Source organism: Spirillospora sp. CA-128828 (assembly GCF_050945415.1).
Taxonomy (GTDB): domain Bacteria; phylum Actinomycetota; class Actinomycetes; order Streptosporangiales; family Streptosporangiaceae; genus Spirillospora.
The window spans coordinates 5,455,864-5,475,624 of the sequence record NZ_CP191986.1 but is presented as its reverse complement, the minus strand read 5'-3'; the positions used below and the strand labels follow the sequence as shown (position 1 = coordinate 5,475,624).

Annotated in this window: 19 protein-coding genes and 1 pseudogene; 19 read left to right on the top strand and 1 reads right to left on the bottom strand. The window is 66.2% G+C overall.

Annotated features, from left to right (window positions below):
- Positions 1-116 precede the first annotated feature (116 nt).
- From ACQPXG_RS26715 to ACQPXG_RS26680, 8 genes and pseudogenes are all read left to right on the top strand, one after another.
- The gene (locus tag ACQPXG_RS26715; RefSeq protein WP_433461855.1) at positions 117-593 is read left to right on the top strand and encodes a hypothetical protein; all 477 of its coding nucleotides are present in this window, start codon (positions 117-119) and stop codon (positions 591-593) included.
- Positions 590-775, top strand: coding sequence for a hypothetical protein (locus tag ACQPXG_RS26710; protein WP_433461854.1), 186 nt, complete (start codon positions 590-592; stop codon positions 773-775). Before ACQPXG_RS26715 ends, ACQPXG_RS26710 begins: the two co-directional genes overlap by 4 nt.
- 448 nt (positions 776-1,223) lie before the next feature.
- Positions 1,224-1,622, top strand: a complete 399-nt coding sequence (locus tag ACQPXG_RS26705; protein ID WP_433461853.1) for a hypothetical protein — start codon at positions 1,224-1,226, stop codon at positions 1,620-1,622.
- Entirely contained in the window at positions 1,612-2,463 is an 852-nt protein-coding gene (locus ACQPXG_RS26700; protein ID WP_433461852.1) for a pentapeptide repeat-containing protein, read from the top strand. Before ACQPXG_RS26705 ends, ACQPXG_RS26700 begins: the two co-directional genes overlap by 11 nt.
- 202 nt (positions 2,464-2,665) lie before the next feature.
- Entirely contained in the window at positions 2,666-3,415 is a 750-nt protein-coding gene (locus tag ACQPXG_RS26695; protein WP_433461851.1) for a hypothetical protein, read from the top strand.
- A gap of 247 nt (positions 3,416-3,662) precedes the next feature.
- Positions 3,663-4,166 (top strand): hypothetical protein, encoded by a 504-nt coding sequence (locus ACQPXG_RS26690; RefSeq protein WP_433461850.1) that lies wholly within the window; start codon positions 3,663-3,665, stop codon positions 4,164-4,166.
- Between the two features lie 227 nt (positions 4,167-4,393).
- Positions 4,394-4,594, top strand: a pseudogene (locus ACQPXG_RS26685) (helix-turn-helix domain-containing protein); the annotation flags it as partial.
- Between the two features lie 67 nt (positions 4,595-4,661).
- The gene (locus tag ACQPXG_RS26680; RefSeq protein WP_433461849.1) at positions 4,662-6,167 is read left to right on the top strand and encodes a PQQ-binding-like beta-propeller repeat protein; all 1,506 of its coding nucleotides are present in this window, start codon (positions 4,662-4,664) and stop codon (positions 6,165-6,167) included.
- A gap of 359 nt (positions 6,168-6,526) precedes the next feature.
- On the opposite strand, the gene ACQPXG_RS26675 is transcribed toward ACQPXG_RS26680, so the two are convergent.
- Positions 6,527-6,835: a hypothetical protein gene (locus ACQPXG_RS26675; protein ID WP_433461848.1), complete on the bottom strand. Its 309-nt coding sequence runs from the start codon at positions 6,833-6,835 to the stop codon at positions 6,527-6,529.
- A gap of 269 nt (positions 6,836-7,104) precedes the next feature.
- Here ACQPXG_RS26675 and ACQPXG_RS26670 point away from each other — a divergent pair, with 269 nt between their 5' ends.
- The 11 genes from ACQPXG_RS26670 (at position 7,105) to ACQPXG_RS26620 (ending at position 19,721) form a co-directional block, all read left to right on the top strand.
- The gene (locus ACQPXG_RS26670; RefSeq protein ID WP_433461847.1) at positions 7,105-8,154 is read left to right on the top strand and encodes a GlxA family transcriptional regulator; all 1,050 of its coding nucleotides are present in this window, start codon (positions 7,105-7,107) and stop codon (positions 8,152-8,154) included.
- A 158-nt stretch (positions 8,155-8,312) separates the two neighbouring features.
- A complete protein-coding gene (locus ACQPXG_RS26665) occupies positions 8,313-8,813 on the top strand; it encodes a hypothetical protein (RefSeq protein WP_433461846.1) in 501 nt (166 codons plus the stop codon).
- A gap of 176 nt (positions 8,814-8,989) precedes the next feature.
- Complete coding sequence (locus ACQPXG_RS26660) at positions 8,990-9,625, top strand: DUF6668 family protein (protein ID WP_433461845.1); 636 nt, start codon at positions 8,990-8,992, stop codon at positions 9,623-9,625.
- The gene (locus ACQPXG_RS26655; protein WP_433461844.1) at positions 9,618-9,941 is read left to right on the top strand and encodes a hypothetical protein; all 324 of its coding nucleotides are present in this window, start codon (positions 9,618-9,620) and stop codon (positions 9,939-9,941) included. Before ACQPXG_RS26660 ends, ACQPXG_RS26655 begins: the two co-directional genes overlap by 8 nt.
- Positions 9,942-10,009: 68 nt before the next feature.
- A complete protein-coding gene (locus ACQPXG_RS26650; RefSeq protein WP_433461843.1) occupies positions 10,010-11,128 on the top strand; it encodes a hypothetical protein in 1,119 nt (372 codons plus the stop codon).
- A gap of 168 nt (positions 11,129-11,296) precedes the next feature.
- On the top strand, positions 11,297-12,688 hold the full coding sequence (locus ACQPXG_RS26645) for a hypothetical protein (RefSeq protein WP_433461842.1): 1,392 nt from the start codon (positions 11,297-11,299) through the stop codon (positions 12,686-12,688).
- 68 nt (positions 12,689-12,756) lie between these two features.
- The gene (locus tag ACQPXG_RS26640; RefSeq protein ID WP_433461841.1) at positions 12,757-14,238 is read left to right on the top strand and encodes an SCO6880 family protein; all 1,482 of its coding nucleotides are present in this window, start codon (positions 12,757-12,759) and stop codon (positions 14,236-14,238) included.
- Positions 14,235-15,803: an ATP/GTP-binding protein gene (locus ACQPXG_RS26635; RefSeq protein WP_433461840.1), complete on the top strand. Its 1,569-nt coding sequence runs from the start codon at positions 14,235-14,237 to the stop codon at positions 15,801-15,803. The genes ACQPXG_RS26640 and ACQPXG_RS26635 overlap by 4 nt, the downstream gene beginning before the upstream one ends.
- 201 nt (positions 15,804-16,004) lie before the next feature.
- The gene (locus ACQPXG_RS26630) at positions 16,005-17,258 is read left to right on the top strand and encodes an NlpC/P60 family protein (protein ID WP_433461839.1); all 1,254 of its coding nucleotides are present in this window, start codon (positions 16,005-16,007) and stop codon (positions 17,256-17,258) included.
- Between the two features lie 233 nt (positions 17,259-17,491).
- The gene (locus tag ACQPXG_RS26625) at positions 17,492-17,878 is read left to right on the top strand and encodes a hypothetical protein (RefSeq protein ID WP_433461838.1); all 387 of its coding nucleotides are present in this window, start codon (positions 17,492-17,494) and stop codon (positions 17,876-17,878) included.
- A 52-nt stretch (positions 17,879-17,930) separates the two neighbouring features.
- The gene (locus ACQPXG_RS26620; RefSeq protein ID WP_433461837.1) at positions 17,931-19,721 is read left to right on the top strand and encodes a type IV secretory system conjugative DNA transfer family protein; all 1,791 of its coding nucleotides are present in this window, start codon (positions 17,931-17,933) and stop codon (positions 19,719-19,721) included.
- Positions 19,722-19,761: the final 40 nt, after the last annotated feature.

Genomic DNA, 19,761 nt, shown 5'->3' with positions numbered 1-19,761 from the left:
AACGCGTGGGTCGTGCGGGCTCGGGCACGCTGTGAGATCTCTCTCAGACATCGACGTACAGCTGAGACGGCCGTTACCGTGACGATCACCCGCAGTTGATCCCCGGGAGTGAGTACATGGGCGACGTGGCCCCTTCTGAACCGCCGAGCCAGGCAGCCGCCGCGCTGGCCGCCGAGCGCAGCCTTGGGAATTGGCTCTTCACGGTCGAGGCGAAGAAAGGATTCGGCCTGAAGAAGTGGCGTGACTCGCGCCTGTACATGCACCACAACGGCGCGGTCATCACCGGCCGGGACGGCTACATGGCTTCTTACGAGTGGCACAACGCGCGGATCTTGCAGAACCTCCGCACAGTGAACGGCATGAACGCGGACGCTCGCTACACGCTGATCGACCCGAACGGCGCGGCCCTGAGCATCGGCTTCGGGAGTTGGGCCTTCATCGGACGCCAGAAGGCACGTTCCTCTACCCGCACGACTGGGGACAGCACATCCAGGCCAGCATCAGGAACTTCCAGCTCCCGGAGGTTCTGGCGCGCATCGAACGCGGCGAGACGATCGACTTCGGCGTCTACCGGGCCGACAAACAGGGTGTGAGCGGCAGCAAGCACCGAGCCGACTGGGAGGAGATCACAGAGCTGGGATACGTCGTCGGCAAAGTCTGCTTCAACGGTTCACAGAAGCGCACGACCGTGGACTCGGAGCCGACCAGCTATGTCGTCAACCTGGACCTTTTTATGAAGCTCTGCCACCGTCTGGCCCCCATCGCAACGCGCTGAGCCCCTGACTCGTTTCACACTCCCGCCGATGGAATGGTGCGAATCGGGTCGCGGGGCCATGTCGGATCCCGAGCGTGGCCCTGCCCTCGCGGTGAACAGGGCCACAATGGCCGCAACAAGGGACTCCGTGAGCTCGTGGACTACGACCTCCTCGATCTCCAACGGCGCTCCGTTCCCCAGGTCGGCTTCGACGAGGCCTACCGGGCTCGCAACGCCTACCGCATCCCCCATCGCCCAGCGACTCACCACTCATCAGCCCACCCATCACCCACCCGGCGACGACCTCACCCCCTTCGGCTAGGTATTCAGCGGCGCTGGCGCTGGCTCAGTCGCTGCCCGTAGAGGGGCCGCGCCAAAGGCCGGGCAACAGTCTGCGCGAAGCGTCCGGGATCGGCCGTCGGGACGTGGTAGGTCGTCGTCGATCTGTGGCTGGGCGTACGTTCGGAACATGGTGTGGTGGCAGGCGGCGCTGTGGGGAATCGCCGGCGGTTTCCTGGTGGAGGCGCTGGAGCTGTACGCCTCCATCCGCCGCTCGACGCGCCGTTGGACCTGGCGCCGCCCGATCCCGCAGGGCATGGCCGCGTTCGTGGTGTCGATCGTGATCCGGATGGGGGCCGGTGGCACGGTGGCGGCCGCCCTGGCGCAGGACGGTCAGGTGGCGGGCGCGCTTGCGGCGCTCGGCCTGGGGGTGGCCGCGCCGCTGGTGATTGAGAAGCTGGCGCGGGTCGTGCCACTCAACGTGGACGTGCAGGCCGCCATGGAACCCGCGCCCGCGCCGTCGCCGTCATCCGGTGCTCCTCTGCCCGGTTCGGCGGGCCAGCCGGGAGGAGGAACCCATGCGCCCTGACTGGCGCGCGCGGCTGGTGGCCGCGCTGGCCCGCCCACCCGAACCCATCTGCTCCGCGCCGCGAGGCCTGCGAACAGACGAGCCGGCGGGTCGGCTGGTGGCCGCACTAGCCCGCTTCCCCGAAGACCCCACGTTTCTCCCGGAAGGCGATGTAGCCCCCGGGGTGCCTCGCAGCGCCATTCACCCTTATGCCCAGTTGACCCACGCGGACCTGACCCGTGCGGACTTGTCTGGCGCGGACTTGTCCGGCGCGGACCTGACCCGCGCGAGCCTGACCCGTGCGGACTTGTCCGGCGCGGACCTGTCCGGCGCGAACGTGACCCGCGCGGACCTGTCCGGAGCGGACCTGACCCGCACGAACCTGTCTGGCGCGCTCCTGTCTGGCGCGAACCTGGACGGCGCGGACCTGTCCGGCACGCACCTGGGCGGCGCGACCCTGATCGATGCGCACCTGTCCGGCGCGTACCTGTCCGGCGCGAACCTGGGCCGCGCCAACCTGGAGGCCGCACACATGGACGTCGCGATCCTGCCCGGCGCGAACCTGGACGGCGCGAACCTGTCCGGCGTGGACCTGACCCTCGCGCACCTGCCCGGAGCGGACCTGACACTCGCGAACCTGGAGGACGCGATCCTGACCCGTGCGGACTTGTCCGGCGCGAACCTGACCGGCGCGAACCTGACCCGCACGAACCTGGTCGGGGTGCGGTGGACGGTGCCGGATACGCGGTGGCCGGCGGGGCTGGCCGACACGATGCGGGCACAGTCCCGGGAGATCGAGCCGGGGGTGTGGGAGGTGGTCGGGGCGGACGGCCCGGACCGCGCCCTGGCGCCCGCCGGATAGCTCGGGTCGCGAGGAGCATCGGAACGGTCAGTGGCGGCAGCAGCCGTTCCGGCTGATTGCGAAGCGGCATCACGGCACGGGGAAGTCTTCCGCAAACAGGGCCTCCCTGGCTGCTGAACTCCAGGGGGCTTATTTTCTGAAAAGATCTCGCTCATCGCCACCATCACCATGGTCGCGATCTTTGGTTCCGAGCGTCGTCGGCATGCCGCTCCGGCCGTCCTTCAACTGCTGTTGGACCTGCGACCCGGCCGTGAGGTCCGGTCCGAACGATCTGAGCGCGGCCTGCCGCCGCCGAACCCGCCGGAGCAGGCGTAGCCGGGCCCCCGCATGTGCTGGAAGCTACGGCGACCTCGGCGGCACCCCCGATCCTCGTTCACGCCGCCAAGAAGGCGCGCGCCGCCTCCGCCAAGGCGCCAAGAACACCGAAGCCCTTCGCGCCGAGCGCGGCCAAGACGAGCGCGGCCAGGACGAGCGGGACGTCGCCAGCGACGCGGTCGGTGCCGAGCTGGCCGCGCTGCTCCAGCGGTGGACGGCCGTCAATGACGCGGCCGCCGACGCCGACCAGGCCATCGACGACCGGCGGGTTTACGACCCCTATGCCGCCGCGCACGCGATGACCACGCGCGGCCGGGCGCTGACGAGCCGGCCGTTCTGCTGTCGCTCGCCGCCCGCACCGGGCTGCCGGGTGAGGCTGGAGGGCGACGCCGTCCGGGTGACGGCGCTGGCCTGCCGCCGGGTCGGGGCGCTGGACGAGGCCGACGCCGCCCGGCACCGATCTTCACATGCGGACGGTCTGCGGTTGGCAGGGCGCTCCGAGGTATTCGATCTGCTTCTCGGCGGACGGGCAGCACCTGCCTGCCCGCAATGGCCCGTCGCGAGGCCCCGCGCGGGGTCCCCTCGCAAGTCCGGAACCGTCCTGCAGCACCGCGTAGACCATGTGCCACCTATGTGATCACGTGAGCCGTGGTAGGCCTTCGACTCCGGCTGGTTCAACAGGACTTGCTTCTCCAGCCCGCAAGGCCCGCCGTCGTCTGTGCTGTCCGCCGAGGTGTGCCTACGACTGGCGCCTGCGTCCACACTCCGTGCGCCCTGGCGGTGAACTGGCCGGGGCGCTTGATGAGTGGGGACTGTCCTTGGTGAGCCCTCTCCGAGATGCTCCCGCGTCGACTGCGCGGCCAAAGCAAGAGCAAGGACAGATCATGACAAACAAGACTCCCCGCCTGTCCGTGGTGTCCGCCGACACGATCTGCTACTTCGCGATCGTCACTTTCATGACCGAGACCGGGCCGGAAACCTTCGCGGAGACGGTTCACCTCGACCCGAAGATGAAGGACATGGATCGGTGCCGTGCGGTGTTCTCAGCGATCCCGGGGTTCCCCGGGAGGCAGGCGGTCGCGTTCTGCTCTGTGGAACCCAACCGGCTCAGCGAGGCGGGCGAAGAGTGCGAAGCGTTCGCGTTCTCCACCTACGTGGCTAAGGGCGGCGGAGTCAAGTACTCCAGCGACCGGGTCACCAACTCGGATCCGGCTCCTGAAGAGCAGATCCAGGGCCAGACCTGGACCGATCACTATCTCGAGGGTACGACCCGAGAGCTGCTCTACCGGGGGTTTGTCTCAATGGTCCCCATCGCGTCGTGGCCGTTCTCGGCTTCTCGATCGTCTTCAGCAAGATCGACTAGATCGGCGCCGCTAGACGGTCGATGAACCGCCCGGTGCTGGATCCTGAACAAGACACTCCTTGGTCGTGAGGCCATGGGGCTGCGCGCCGTACTAGGCGCGTCCGACTTGGGGCCCGGCAGATGCCGGGCCCTGTCTTTGTGTCAAGGCGACGCGTAGCGGCGCCCTTAACCCTGTAATGAAACTCCTCGACGCCGGGTGGTCCGGACTGGCTCGCCTTCCGCTCCTCGTCAGGCTCGGTGAGCTGCCTACGGATGGCTCTCGTCGCGCGGGCGGCAGAGCGTTATGGCGTGTACTGGCCGACCGCCAAACGCTGGGCCGGGCGGTACCGCCGCCATGGTGCGGCCGGGATGGCCGACCGATGGTCCCGGCCGCATCACAGCCCGTCCCGCACCCCGCAGCCGGTGGTCCGCAAGATCGTGCACCTGCGCTGGAAGCCGCGGCTGGCGCCGGTGTAGATCGCCGGGCGGCTGGCCATCCCGGCCTCGACCGTGCGCGGCCTCCCACTAGAGTGCCTGCGTTATGGCCACCGATACCAGGGAACTCACCAGGTGCGCTTCGATCGCCGTGGGCCTAACGCTGTCCGGGCTCGCGGCCGAAGTCGCCGGCCTCGTCATCGCACCCGCACACGACGAATTCCCGCCAACACTCCTGATCGTCGGCATGACCGCCGCCGCCGGGCTGTTCTGCACCGCCTGTTTCGTCTCGGCCGTGCGACGTTTCTGCGCCGCATTGGCGGCAGGAGTCTCGGCCGTCATCTGGCTCGTCCCTGGCTACAACGCGTTGCACAACACGACTGTGGGGGTCGTATCGGCCGCGTTGCCGGCGATCGCGCTCGGTGGCCTTTTGGCACTGATCGGTTCGGTTCTGCTTGCCCTACCTCGAACCTTGACGTTCCAGTTGCGATGGCGTGCGTTCCTTCCCGGGGGTGTCGCACTCGCCTCTGCCATGGTTCTGGTCGGCGTCATCGTCCCGGTATGGGTCGGGCTACCGGCCACCGTGACCACCACCACCGCAACCGGTGCGCCTGCGGTGCCGGGATCGGTCACAGCGGTGCGATGGTCCTGGAAGGCTCCGGGCCGGGTGAGTCACGTTGTCGCCGCCGGGACTGGAGTCGTCCTTGCCACGTCCGATGAGCTCATCGCGATCGACGGCACGAGCGGCAGGCAGCGATGGCGGCAGCGCCGCGACGGTGCCGCAGTCAGCGGTCTCGTTGCCACCCCGGACGGCCGTACGGTCGCCACGATGTCAATCGGTATTGACGCAAGCCCACCTGACGATGGCCTGGTCGCCGCCTTCGACGCGTTCACCGGCGAACAGCGCTGGCAGCGGCCGTCCGAGGACCTGTCCGTCCTTGGCGCCGCGACCAACGGCACGGTGCTGGGTATGAACGATCGGCTGAGTCAGCTGGTCGGCCTCGACCTCGCCGACGGCACGGAACGCTGGCGCCGCACACCACCGGAGCACTGCACACCGCCCGCAAGCGATGACCTGATCGTGGGTGCGGTGGGAGCCGTGCTGCTGCCGCTGTGCGGCCCGGATCCCGCGCATCCGTTCGTGCAGGCGCTGAACGATCGCACGGGAGAATCTCTGCATCGGGTTCCCGTGCCATCCACGAAAACGTCCGGACTTGTGCATGAGCCACATGTCGCGGTTCTGGCCGGCGGCACGATCGCGAAAGCGGTCAGTGACGCCGACCAGTACCGCACCCCGCCCGGCTCGGCGGTGACGTTCGATCCGCGCACTGGCGCGCCGCGTGCCACACCACCAGCCTCTCTGGTGTGGCCGTACGGCTCTCAGGTCATTCTCGCCGACGGCTCACAGCTGCGGTTGCGTGGCGGCCCCGACGAACCCGGCCGGGTGGAGCGGACCGCACCGGACGGGCAAGTGACGACCACCCCGTTGCCCGCGGGTACCAGCCTCAAGGCACTGTCGGAATTCGTGGTCGCGCCCGGCGCGATCGTGCTCTCGATACCGAACGATGATCGTGCCTCGCACTCGGCCCCAGCGTTGCTCGGTTTCGGTTGACCCGCCGACCACCACGGTTCTGGCCGGTAGCAAGCTTCTTGATCGGTTTACCTGAACCAGTCGTGCAGGCTGGCCCGCGAGTGCTCGGGGTGGACGACTCCGCGTTGCGGCAGGGGCGCACCCATGGCACGGTCCTCATCGACCTGGTGGCCGGTCGTCCCATCGACGCGCTGACCGACCGGGTGGCGGACACGCTCGCCGGATGGCTGAAGAGCCATCCTGGAGTCGGGATCATCTGCTGGGACCGGGCCGGTGGCCATGTCGGGGGCGCCTTCCGCGGCGCCCCGGCCGCGAACCGGACCGTTCGCCGACCGCATCCGGCAGCGACATGCCGCCGTCCACGAACTCCTCGCGCACGGTCACGATCTGCGAGCCATCGCACGGACACTCGGCTTGGCGCGCAACATCGTCCGCAAGTTCGCGCGGGCCGCCTCACCTGAGGAGCATCTGGTCGACACCGGGGCCGGCCGCCGCCCCAAACTGGCCGATGAGGGCTGGCGATGCCCCTTCGCGGCGAGCAGTGCGTCGCGAATCTGCCGATGCCGGAACCGGTAGCCGCGGAGGGCCCGTTCGCCCTCCGGTACCGCCAGCGCCGCGTCGAGGCAGTCGAACGCCTCGTCCTCGTCCGGCAGGCCGCACAGCGCGATGCACTCGTCGGTGTCGAACATCGATCCCGCGGTCTCGACGTGTTGGAGCGCGGTGCGCACCTGGGGCGACAGCACCGCTGGCTCGGCGTCGCGTCGACCACGTGGCTCCCGATGAACCCCGCCGCACCAGTAACGACCACCCGCACGCGGGCACTCCAATTCGCAGTAGCCCGAGCCGGAACAGGGCACGGTTCGCCTTCTCGGCGGCCTCTCGTTGTGGTATCCAGGCCGGGCGGCCTCGGCCGGACAACGGGGTCGCGCTTTCGCTCACGAGCGGTGGGGCAGAGCCGATGGGTTTGGACACCGAACTGCTGACTGAGGCGTTCCTTAACGGCGATCGGGGCCGGGCGGAGGCGCAGCCTGCTGCCAGGCGGCTCGTCGTGGTGGTGTTCGACGGAGCTCCGCTGGCGAGCATGTCCTTCGCCTTCGGCGCGTTCGGCATGGCCGCCCACCACGGCGCTCTGCCGGGTACCGACCTGCGGATCGTCGCGGGCGAGCCGGGCGCCGCGATCGTCGGCGGGGGCCTGTCGTGCCCCGTCCCGCATGACCTGGAGGCGATCCGGGCCGCGGACCTGGTCGTCGTCCCGTACCTGCCGCAGCCGACGGCCGAGGGTCCGCCCGAGCCGGTGCTGGAGGCGCTGCGCGCGGCCCATGCGCGGGGTGCGCGAGTGGCCGGGCTGTGCAGCGGTCCGTTCGTGCTGGCGGCCGCCGGCCTGCTGGACGGCCGGCCGGCGACCACGCACTGGTCGCTGGCGGCGCGGCTGGCCGAGCTCCATCCGTCGGTCCGGGTCGACGCGTCGGTCCTGTACGTCGACGACGGGGACGTGCTGACCGCGGGCGGCGGCGCCGCGGGGATGGATCTCGGGCTCCACCTGATCCGGTCCATGCTGGGCGCCGCGGACGCCAACCGGCTGGCCAGGGCGCTGGTCGTGCCGCCGCACCGGCCCGGCGGCCAGGCCCAGTACATCGAGGCGCCAGTGCCCGAACTCGACGCCGGGGACCCGGTGGCCGAGACGATCGCGTGGGCGCTCGAACACCTGGACTCGGCGTTCCCCGTGGCCGCCCTGGCCCGGCGGGCGCACATGAGCCGGCGCAACTACGACCGCCGGTTCCGGGAGATCACCGGCTCCGCGCCGGCGCAGTGGCTGGCCCACCAGCGCGTCATCCGCGCGCAGCGGTTGCTGGAGACGAGCGACCTGCCGGTGGACGAGGTCGCCCGGCACTGCGGGTTCCCTTCGGCCGCCGCGCTGCGCGCGCGCTTCCGGCAGGTGGCCGGGGTCACCCCCACCGCCTACCGCGAGACGTTCTCACACCGCGCAGAGGGTCGCGGGTTGTCCTGAAACCGTTGCTCGCTGGCTGGAATCGGGCTCACGCCTGCGCAGCCGGCAGATGAGAATCGGTCTCGTCGGAGCTTTCGCCAAGGTGCGTCGTGCCTCGCCGGAACCCCCGCCTCACAGCAACGGAACCCCGCCTGAACGGGAAGGGAAACCCCCACGCCATGCGCTCCCGAGGTTTCACGCTCGCCGCCGCGATTCTGGCCGAAGGGCCGGCCTGGCCGTGCCCACGTAGGCGTCCGCCACCGCACCGCGGGACACCGGACGGCCGCCCCGGCCCTCACCAACACCGCCACGTTGAACGACCCGCCCGGGAACAAGATCGACACGCACCGGGTGGGCGTGATCAAGAACGCCGAGCAGGGTTCGACGACCACGTTCACCGAGTTGCCGCAGGCACCAACGACCCGGTCCTGCCCAGCGGTCTCGACGGTGTGCGCCCCGGCCAGGTCGACATCGTCGGCAGTGGCAGCCTGCTGCAGCCTCCCGGCAGCGATCTGCGCTGGATCGGCGACGGCCTGCCGGTCGGCGACCTGAACGGGGACGGCAGGCCGGAACTCACGGTCGGGGTACCTGAATGGTCCACCCGGGCGGGCGCAACTACATCCTGCCCGGCGGGCGGGCTCGGGGCAGCACGACTATCAGCGGTGCCCAACTGGGTCTGACCCAGTAACCAGACGGCGGTTTCGGCCAAATCCTCCTGTCAGGTTGGCGTACGCCTGTATCTGCTCGGTCCCGAGGCCAGTCGGACTGGACGGCCGGCTATTGCTCCTCGAGCGAACCGTTGTTCGCGCTCAGGGACGGCGCGCCCGCGACTCCTTTGGAGAGGGGCTCAACAATCATGCAAGCGGCGGACGTGGCCCGGCCACAGTGGAAATCCGGCCCCGGGAACATCCCGAACGTGTTGGAAGCGGCGACGGATGCTTCTGGGCAGAAAGGCAATCAAGGCAGCCAGTTCTGCGCGCAAGCGGTGATACCTGCCCGTCATGCGCCACCGCCCGCGAGTCCGCTGGGGCTTGCCGGTTACAGCGGCAATGGGCCTGACCTCTGGTTCTCGTCATGCCACGGAGGGGCCGGCGCCTCCACGTTGGCCGCCCTCATTCCCAACGGTATGTGCGCTGGACGGTACTGGCCGATGCCCGAGCCCCCTGGACGTTCCCGGGTGCTGCTCGTCGCGCGCACCCATGCCCACGGTCTGTGCGCGGCCCAGGCCGCCGCCCGGCAGTGGGCTGCGGGTGTGCTACCGAATGTGCGGCTGCTGGGAATGGTGGTGGTCGCCGACGCCCCCGGAAAGCTCCCGAGGCCGCTGAAGGACCTGCTGCGCCTCATTTCCGGCGGCGTACCCCGGGTCTGGGAGCTTCCCTGGGTGGAGGCTTTGCGCCTCGGTGACCCACCAGGTCAGATCAATTTGCCGTCCGCCCATGCACGTCTGGCTCAGGACCTCAAGCACATCATCTCGGAGGACGCACATGCTTGATGTGACACTGCCGTGGGCAGTCGACCTGCTTCACCATGTGGCGCTTTTGGATCCGGCGGTCCCCAACCCGGGCGATGGGAAACAACCGCCGGGAGAAATCTCCGACAAGATTGAAACGCTACTCAAGTGGGGAGTGTGGGGTGCCCTCACCTGTTGCGTGGCGGGGTTCATAGTAATCGGAGCCAGAATGGGGATCAATCACAAGAGGGGCGAGGGTGGCTCCCACATGGGAAGCATGGCCATCGTTGGGTTCGCCACCGTCCTCATAGTGAGTGCGGCCGCTCTCGTCAGGGGACTCGCCGGAGGCGCAGGCTGATGACGCTCCGGCGCACCCATGCGGTATGCCGTGAGCGCCGCCAAGACCTGACGTGGTTGAGGCGGCGCGTGACCATCCTGTCTGCCGCAATCCTTGCGCACGGCATCATGTCGGGCGCGATCAGTTTTCCTGGTGGTCCCGCCCCGGAGGAAGTTCGCTCTGTCTCAGGCAGGCACGAGCCGGTGGAAATATCGCAGACGGCCGGTCGACCCCGTTTTGGGCCGGCGCAAACTCCAGCCGATGTCGGCCGGGCCGTTCAGGAACTTGGCCGTACGACCACGGTCGGCCTTGCGGCGCAATCGCTACTCCCCAGTGGCAATGGTTCCGCCAAGTGGGACGTCAGCATCCGGACCACCGAACTTCCAAACCCCTGGAAAAACGTCGGCGGCAAGCTGCAATTTAACCGCACCACTGGTCGGGTGAGTGTGAGCGACACCGAGGAGGACGGTCACCTCGTGCGCGGCGGAGTCGCTGAAGATGGCGTCCTAGTGGTCCGCCTGCGCGCAGGCGAACAAGGAAAAGAGGATGTGGCCACCATCCCCGATTACGATAAAAATAAAAATTACATCCTCAAAGTCTGCCTGGCCAAGAGTGATGTGACCTCCGACATGTTCTGCGAAAGCATTGACAGTCGCCCTGGAGCTGAACCGGACAGGGGAAAAGCGGATCCGTGTGGCGCCAATATTATTACCGCAGGATCAAGAGATAACTGCATAAATGGGAAGGGGGGGATATGGGGATTTGAAGGCAAGGATAAAGAATATGAGAAATGGAAGAACGCTATCCGGGGTCCGTCTCTTGACAAGCCGCCGCTTCCCCGTGGGCGCCCTCCATCCATCAATGATGAACCCGATATGCACTTGTCGAAGGGTCACGCAAAGGGAGCCTCCAGAGTCGCGGAACCCGCGGGAATAATCCTTAGATGGTTGATCTGGGCCGTTTATGGAGCCTGTGTGACAGGATTTGTGATCATCGGCGCCAAGATGGCGATCAAACATAAGAGGAGCGAGGCCGGTGCGCACGGTGCCGGTCTGGGTTGGGTGGCGATCGCGTGCCTCGTACCCGTTCTGGCCGCCGCCATGATCTACCTTCTGATTGATCCACTCGGCGCAAAAGAGCCGGACAAGAAAAAGGGATGCGACATGGCAACGGGACCGGCCAGGGACATTTGTGAAGAAGGGAAGTGATGAACCTGGCGGCGACGGCGATCCTGGTCCGGATGGTGATGGACTGATCCGCGAGAGCTTTCCGCGCACGGGAGTCGAAGGTCGCAACAACATCGGTTGAATTGCACAGTTGGCCTGAGATCGTTCTATGTCCTTTTAAACGAATCGTCCTGACGTAGAAGGCTGTTCGTGCCTGAGTCAATCGATTCCACAATGCTCATTCCAGACCATGGGGGATTTGTTGATATGGGCGTCAAAAGCGATGACGTGGGGCCAATCCTAGACGGCATATTCGATTGGCTTGCCGATAAAGTTATCGACTGGGCGCTGGGCGGTTTCCAGACGTTGGTGACTTATTGGATAAGTGATACCTATAGTGTGTCACTGAATGGGGAGGCTGGTGGTATACTTTACTTTTTGCGGGAGCATGCCAATTGGCTGACCCTGGTGATGGCGTTCGCGGGGTTTCTTGTCGCTGCCTTCCGGGTCGCCGTCCAGCGTAAGGGTGAGCCCTTCCGAGCAGCCCTTTCACAGTTTTTTGAATTGGCCGCGATAGTGCTGATTGTGGCCACTGTGGTAAATCTGGCGAATGTTGGCGGCGATAGGTATTCAGACTGGATCCTTAACGACGCGCGACCGAAGAACGACCAGTGGATCGATGACTGGAAATCTGGGTTCGGTCCGCTTAAGTCCGCTGATACGATGTTCATCCTTCTCATCTTCGGGCTCGCTGCGGCAGTCGCCACGGCAGTACAGTTCGCGTTGATGCTTTTCCGAAGTGGTGTTCTGATCGTACTGATCGGCATTCTCCCGACGGTCGCCGCTTCAAGGTTCAGCACATATGGAAACCAAGCCTATAGAAAATGTGTCGGCTGGTTGATCTCCTTCATATTGTACAAGCCGGTAGCTGCGACAATCTATGCCGCGGCTTTCAGGCTGATGGCGTCCAAATATGAGGCAGATCGTCTTTTTGGGCTGGCTCTCCTCGCCGGCGCAGTTTTCAGCCTCCCTGCGGTCATGCGCGCCGTAATGCCGGCAGTCGCGGAAGACAACAGCTCCTTCGGCATACGTCAGGTCGGCCATTTCGTGTTCGGCAGCAGCGCCGTGAACGCCGGCAAGTTGACCACCGTTGGGTCGGGTACTGGAAAGGGATTGCAGAAATTGTTCGGTGGTTCAGATGGCGGTCCGGAGGGGAGCGGCCGGAAGGGTGGTGGTCCGGGTCGTGGTGGTCCGGGTGCCCGCGGCGGTGCTCCATCTGGTGCAATGGATGATCAAGCACCGAACATTGCCGATCGTGGTATTCCGGGTGTCGTCTCTTCGGGCTCTGGCACTTCGAGCAGTACTTCGAAGAGCGCTTCTTTGAATAACGGTAGACCGAACGGCAGCGGCAAAGACGGGGCCCGAGGTGAGAGGTCTACGGTCGATTGGGCTTCCGGCAACCGCGCGATTCCGTACACCTCGCCTCAGGGCCCGTCTTCGCTCGGGTATTCGTCGCCAGGGTTCAACTCGCCTGGGTACACATCACCGGGTCGTCCTGATTTCAGCGATAACCCCACTGGCAATGACGGGAATCGTGACTGACCGGTGGCAGGTATGAGGGCCCTGAGGGGCCGAGCGGCGCTAACCGCTAAGGAATGAGGTGAGTTGCAGTGGCGTCCGAGTACCGTGAACCCACGTACGGGAACTGGCGCAAACCGGTTTCTCCGGGGATCGGGCGGCTGGGGCTGGCCGGCACGCTGATCCTCATGGTCGGGCTGATCGTCGTGACCATGATCGCGATGTTGTCGCCGGTGGCCAGCCTGGTCGCTGTCGTGGTGCTGGGGTTGGTCATGGTGCCGCTGGTCATCCAGGACCGGCATGGGCGGACCGCGCTTCAGACGCTCACGGCCCGGTTGAACTGGTGGTGGGGTCGTTCCCAGGGATGGCATCTCTACCGTTCGGGACCGTTGAGCGTCGTCCCGCACGGCTCGTGCCGGCTTCCGGGGCTGCTCGCCCAGTCCCGTCTGGTGGAGGGCCGTGACTCCTACGGGCGCCCGTTCGCCCTGATCGTGATCCCGTCCACGAGGCACTACACCGTGGTGTTCGAATGCAACGCCGACGGGGCGGCGCTTGTGGACCAGGAGCAGATCGACACGTGGGTCGCTCACTGGGGGCACTGGCTGGCCGCGCTGGGCTACGAGCCGGGGCTGGTCGCCGCGAGCGTGACCGTCGAGACGGCCCCCGACCTTGGGCACCGCCTCCGGGAGGAGGTTCAGGCCACCTTCGATCCGAAGGCTCCGGAACTGGCTCGGGCGGCCTTGGAGGAGATCGTCTGGAATTACCCGGTGGGCAGCGCGCGGGTCTCCACCCGTATCGCGGTCACCTACGCGGCGCTGCCGCATCCTGGCGGCAAGCGCCGTGACCAGGACTCGATGGTGCGGGAGATCGGGATGCGCATCCCCGGGCTGATCTCCGGGTTGGAGATGACCGGCGCCGGGTCCGCTCGCCCGATGACCGCTGACCAGCTTGCCCGCGCCGTGCGGCTCGCCTACGACCCGGACGCGCAGTCGGACATGGAGGCCGCCGAAGTCGGGGGAACACGCTGGGACGATGCCGGGCCCGCCGCGGCGCAGGAGTCGTGGGACCACTACGTGCACGACAGCGGCCATTCCATTACCTGGGGCATGTCGGAGGCGCCGCGGGGCGAGGTGCTGTCCAATGTGATGAGCAGTCTGGTGGCCCCGCACCACGACATCGCCCGTAAACGCGTCACCTTCCTCTACCGGCCGCACGACCCGGCCTCCGCGGCCCGGATCGTGGAACGGGACCGTAAGGACTCGCGTTTCCGCCTCGACGGTTCCGCCAGCGCCGCCCGGAACGAGATCGACGTCATCAAGAGCGACCAGTCGGCCCTTGAGGAGGCCAAGGGGGCGGGGGTGACCCGGTTCACGGTTCTCGTCACCGCCACCGTCCGGTCGGCCGAGGAGCTCCCGGTGGCGGCGGCCGCCGTCGACACGATCGCGGCCCCCGCCCGGCTGCGGTTGCGGCAGATGTACGGGTCGCAGGCGTCGGCGTTCGCGGCCGCCCTTCCACTGGGGATCGTCCTTCCTGATCACCTCAATGTTCCTGCGCTGGTAAGGGAATCTCTGTGAGCAGTCCATCGGAATCGATCGCGAGCAGCGCGGACGAAGAGCGGCTCGCCGCACAAGGTGCCGGAAAGGACAAGAAGCGCAAGAAGCACAAGGACAAGAAGACCGAACTCAAGCCTGGATTCAGGGGGTTCACCCGCCGGGGCGGGGGGCGGGCCTCCTTTGTGGAGATGCCTTCGGAATGGCGCGGGACCACGGTCCAGGTGTGCGGGCTGTGGCCGTTCGGGGCCGGTTCGGGGACCCCGATGGTGGGGGTGCCGCTCGGCCGGGAGCTGACCACCGGCGCGGCGCTGTGCTGCGATCCGATCTCGTGGTTCCAGCGCGCGAATCTGATCCACAACCCCTCGGCGCTGGTGCTGGGCAAACCGGGGCTGGGCAAGTCGACGCTGATCCGCAGGATGGTGCTGGGGCTGGTCGGGCAGGGAGTGTTCCCCATGGTGCTCGGCGACCTCAAACCCGACTACGTCGATCTGATCCGGGCGATGGGCGGGCAGATCATCAAGCTCGGCCGCGGGCTGGGATCGCTGAACGTGCTCGACCCCGGTGCGACGGCCGCGGTCGCGGCCAGGCTTCCGGAGCAGGCGCGGGCCAAGCTGATCGCCGACGCGCACGGCCGCCGGCTGAACATGGTCGCCGCGCTGCTCACGCTGCTGCGCGGGGGGCCGATCGCCGACACCGAGCGCACCGTTCTCAACGCGGCGCTGCGGGTGCTGGACGAGCGCCACCCCGGCGTGCCCGTCCTGCCCGACCTGATCAAGGTGATCGATGACGGGCCGGAACGGCTTCGCGCGGTGACCCTGGCGCGCGGCGACGAGGCGCGGTACCGCGCGGCCGTCGACCCGTTGCACGCCTCGCTGCTCGGGGTGCTGGACGGGCCGATGGGCGAGACGTTCGCACACCAGACCACCACCGCGATCGAGCTGGACAACCCGGGGGGCGTCTGCATCGACATCAGCGGGATCGACGACGCCGACGCCGAGTTGCAGGCCGCCGTCCTGCTGGCGTGCTGGTCGGACGGGTTCGGCGCGATCGAGGCCGCGCACGCGCTGGCCGACGAGGGCCTCGAACCGCAGCGGCACTTCTTCGTCGTCCTCGACGAGTTGTGGCGGGTGCTGCGGTCCGGGCGCGGCCTGGTGGACCGGGTCGACGCTCTCACCCGCCTCAACCGGCAGCGCGGCGCGGGGCAGGTGATGATCACGCACACGATGGCCGACCTGCTGTCGCTGAGCGACCAGGCCGACCGGCTCAAGGCCAAGGGCTTCGCCGAACGCGCGGGCATGGTGATCTGCGGCGGGCTGCCCCAGGCGGAGATGGCGATGGTGAACGAGGTGGTGCGGATGTCCTCCATCGAGGAACGCATGATCGTCGACTGGTCGTCGCCGCCGTCCTGGAATCCCGATCTCAAAAAGGACAGCGAACCTCCGGGCCGCGGCAGGTTCCTGGTCAAGGTCGGCGGCCGCCCCGGCATCCCGTTCAAGGTGGAGCTCACCTCCGTCGAAAAGGACGTCAACGACACCAACAAGCGCTGGACCAACTCGACCACGAGACCACCTGCCGACATCATCTGATTGCGCGCGACCGGCTTTCTGATTTTGCGCCGCCGGTATCGATCAAGCAGGCCAGGCAGGTCGTCGCGGTGGTCGCATCACCTGCCTTCTGGTCGAGAATGCGGCTGTCATTTACGACAAAATTTCGAACCATCGACTGGCGAGGGATGAAGGTCCATTGATCGCCCTCGACGGTATCTCCGCCGAAAGAGGAGTGGCGACGTGAGAAAGAAAACGACGCTATGGATACTTGGTATTTTTGCCGGGAGTAGCATAAGTCTTGTCGTGGTCTTCGTGATGTCGGCGGTTGTGGTTCTGCTGGTAATTAGTTCCAATGCTCCCGCCGGGGCATGTGCCCCGGAGGGAGAGGCGGGCGCGCTGCAGGCGAAGGCGTCATCAAAGGCAGGCGACATACCCCGGAACTACCTTAAGCTGTATGTTGAGGCCGGGAGAAGGTGGAACATCCCATGGAATGTGCTTGCCGGGATCGGATATATCGAGACCCGTCACGGTACGCCGGCGCAGGGCGTTCACTCCGGACAGAACTATGCAGGTGCCGGTGGTCCGATGCAGTTCCTCCAGGCGACGTTCGACGGGGTGGCGATAGATGGCGACGGCGACCGCACAAAGAGTCGGTATCAACCGGCTGATGCCATCTATAGTGCAGCAAAACTACTCAAGGTCCACATCATGGGAATCGATGCAAAGCCGCAGGAACTTAAACAGAGAACGCTGACGGCGGCCGAGATACGCAGATCGCTCTATTCATACAATCACTCGTGGAGCTACGTCAACGATGTGCTGGCGCAGGCTAACCGCTATTCCAAAGGTCACACTGTCGCGGCGGCCAACTATGCGGGCGCGGCCTGCTCGGAGGGGATGACACTAGGGTCGGGATCTTTCGGTCAACGCATAGCCAATGCGGCCGCATATTGGGCACGACGGGAACCGAATACTCCGCATCCGCCAAGTCAGATACGTAAGTCCGTCTTCTATTCATGGGGTGGGGGAGACTTCAGCGGCCCGACCAAAGGTCTCTGCTGCTCACCCGGCGGGTACGACGGGCGCGACCTCTCAGGTTTCGATTGCTCGGGTCTTGTGCAGCACGCCGTCTACGAAGCGTCTGACGGGAAGGTCAAGATGTACCCACCGGCGTCAGCGATGTGGAGCAGCGGCAAGGGAGTCAAAGTACCTCGAGACCAGCTGGCTCCGGGTGATCTGGTCTTCTTCAGCGGTTTGGGCCATGTGGCTATCTATTATGGCGAGTTCAAGGGTAAACGCTGGATGGTCGAGGCACCCGAAACCTGGCTGGCTCCAGGGGTTCGCGGCTACGTTAGATTCAGTGACTTCGACGCAAGATCGTCTTACGTGGGAGCCCTTCGTGTGACACCGCCGTCCGGCATGGCGAGCAAGTCTCCAGATGTGATTCACGCAATGGCTCGATCCGGTGCGGGTGTCGTCGAAGGTGCGATGTGACGAGCGGGTCGGCTACCGGAGTCCGTTTGGCATGCTGTGTCGTTTCGACCGTCGCTCTTATGGTCGGCTGTAGTGGCGGCTCGCGGGCACAGCGCGATGCGCGGACGTCCAGTCCCGGTTCGGCGAGCAGTATCCCTACGGTCCGTGCCGACACGCGGTCGCCGCCGTCGAGCCCCCGCCTACCTGACGGGCTGCCAGACCCCCGCCGAATCGATCAACAGGACCCGACCGCGTTGTCGAAGACCGCCCTGACCATCATGTACACGGTCGACAGTACTGTCGATGAAGGACTGCGGGACGCCAGACTGCGTGCCGCCCGCTACCTCACCTCCGATTACACGGCCAAAGTCAAGGCGGAGCCCAGGCAGTATCTGCCTGATATTTGGCGGCAGCACCGGGCCTACCTCGCGGTGCGCCTCAGGTCACTCGCCCGGGAGGCAGGGGCACCGTCCGATGGACCGGCCGCCGCCTATCGACAGTGGGAAATGACCACGACCCCCACAGGCCGGGATGAATGGCACGGAACTCCGGCCAAATTGGTGATTTTCCTGATGCTCGCCCGGCCGTCCAAACGCGATCCCTGGCGGATCTCCGACGTTCTCGTCAACGACGGGGGCTAGAACCTGGCAGATGCCGGCCGCAGCCGGTACGTAGTCGAACCGAGGAGCCATCGTGAGCAGCGAAGATGACGACGTCTACGGTTTCCTGTTCGCTATCGCTTTTATGGTCGTCCTGATGGGCGGAGCGGTCAGCTTCTTGATCTGGCTGGCCGGTCAACTGTCCGGTCTGCTTATGGGCGGTGGCTGGCCTGATTCAAACCCAGGGGACTCCCTGAGGGTCGCTTACAATTTCGTGTGCGATCCCAGCGATCCGCACGGCGCATGGCCGCCGGCGGCCGCGGCCGCGATGGGGCCTGCCACGCTGTTCTTCGTCTTGCTGGTCCTGCTTCTCGCTCTGGCGTCGATGGGGATCTACTTCTCGGCACGACTGTTCCTGAACGTGCGACGTCACCGGCCGCTTCGGCGGCTGCGCCTGGGCTTCGCCTCCGGCTGGGAGGTCCGCAGGCTTCTCAGCGCGCAGACTGTCCTGGGCAAGGCGCGGCAAGTCCGACCGTCCACCGCGACCCAGGCGGCGCGTGAGGGGAAACCCGAGGACGTCGGCTTCTTCCTCGGACGGGACATCAGATCCCGGCGGAAGTTGTACGCGTCGGTGGAGGACACCGCGATCGTCGTCGCGGCGCCGCGGCAGGGAAAGGACGTGCATTTCGTCACGCCGTTCACCATCGACGCGCCCGGCCCCTGCATCGTCACCTCCACCCGGCGCGAAACGTTCGTGAACACCGCGACGGCGCGGGCGCAGGTCGGCGAAGTGCATGTGTTCGACCCCTTCAACTGGACCGGATGGCCGAATCGGATGCGCTGGTCACCGTTGCAGGGATGCGAGGATCCGAACGTGTGCGCGGTCAGGTCGGGGACGCTTGTCCAGGCCAGCAATTTCGATATCAAGAGAGAGGGGACTCACCTCGCGGGGGTTCTTACCCTCATCCGCTGCCTGCTGCATGCCGGCGCTATCGGCAAGGTCAACTTTCGCGACGTGATGCGCTGGCTCCATGAGGTCGACGCCGACGACGCGATCGACATCCTGCGCCAGGGTGAACGCGAAGGCAAGGCCGCCCCGGGATATGCGACGCAACTCGAGTTCCACAGGAACAACGAGAGAGCCTGGTCCATTGCGATCCAGGTCATGCATTGTTTCTCGCACCCCAACGTATTGGAGGACTGCTCGCCGCCCCCTGGGGAGGAGTTCGACTTCATCAACTTCCTCAAGGGACGAAACACTCTGTACTTCGTCGGCAAGCAGCAGCCCGACTGGGGCGGGATCGCACCGGTCGTCACCACCATCATCGAACAGTACTTCAGATCAGCTCGCGGCACGGCGATGAAGAACCCGACCGGACGCCTCGACCCGCCACTCACCTTCGAATTGAACCAGGTGACCGACATCTGCCCGCTGGGCGGCCTTCCCGTGTACATGGGCGAGTCCGGTGGTTACTCCATCGCAGTGCACGTCTATCTGACCTCGCTTGCGGACGCACGTGCCAGATGGGGAACGGACGGCGCCGCGCGCCTTTGGGAGAACTCATCGATCAAGATCGTCTCGGGCGGCGCCGGAACCGCCAAGGACCTTGAGGAACTCTCCACTCTCGTGGGCAAGGATCACGGGAGGCAGGTGCTGCATCCCGAAGAACTCAGGACCATGCCCTTCGGCCGCGCGGCGGTCGTGGCGGGTACGGCCCGTCCCGTCGAAATGTGGCTCACCCCTTGGTGGAAGCGCAAGGACCGGGAGACCATCGCCCAAGGCAAGCAGGCAGTCGAGGAAGCCATTCGGAAGTACGCTGCAGTGGAGCAATTCAGTGCAATTGATACTTCCGACGCAATCACCTCGGACGATGAGGCATCCTGACCGCACAGTGATTCGTAGCACTCCTACTGATGACTTGAAA

Excerpts from the sequence above, each read along its gene's own strand:
- ACQPXG_RS26670 (WP_433461847.1), top strand. The coding sequence starts at position 7,105 with ATGGGTTTGGACACCGAACTGCTGACTGAGGCGTTCCTTAACGGCGAT.
- ACQPXG_RS26705 (WP_433461853.1), top strand. The coding sequence starts at position 1,224 with ATGGTGTGGTGGCAGGCGGCGCTGTGGGGAATCGCCGGCGGTTTCCTG.
- ACQPXG_RS26655 (WP_433461844.1), top strand. The coding sequence starts at position 9,618 with ATGCTTGATGTGACACTGCCGTGGGCAGTCGACCTGCTTCACCATGTG.
- ACQPXG_RS26695 (WP_433461851.1), top strand. The coding sequence starts at position 2,666 with ATGCCGCTCCGGCCGTCCTTCAACTGCTGTTGGACCTGCGACCCGGCC.
- ACQPXG_RS26680 (WP_433461849.1), top strand. The coding sequence starts at position 4,662 with ATGGCCACCGATACCAGGGAACTCACCAGGTGCGCTTCGATCGCCGTG.
- ACQPXG_RS26660 (WP_433461845.1), top strand. The coding sequence starts at position 8,990 with ATGCAAGCGGCGGACGTGGCCCGGCCACAGTGGAAATCCGGCCCCGGG.
- ACQPXG_RS26675 (WP_433461848.1), bottom strand. The coding sequence starts at position 6,835 with ATGTTCGACACCGACGAGTGCATCGCGCTGTGCGGCCTGCCGGACGAG.
- ACQPXG_RS26665 (WP_433461846.1), top strand. The coding sequence starts at position 8,313 with ATGCGCTCCCGAGGTTTCACGCTCGCCGCCGCGATTCTGGCCGAAGGG.
- ACQPXG_RS26690 (WP_433461850.1), top strand. The coding sequence starts at position 3,663 with ATGACAAACAAGACTCCCCGCCTGTCCGTGGTGTCCGCCGACACGATC.
- ACQPXG_RS26700 (WP_433461852.1), top strand. The coding sequence starts at position 1,612 with ATGCGCCCTGACTGGCGCGCGCGGCTGGTGGCCGCGCTGGCCCGCCCA.
- ACQPXG_RS26715 (WP_433461855.1), top strand. The coding sequence starts at position 117 with ATGGGCGACGTGGCCCCTTCTGAACCGCCGAGCCAGGCAGCCGCCGCG.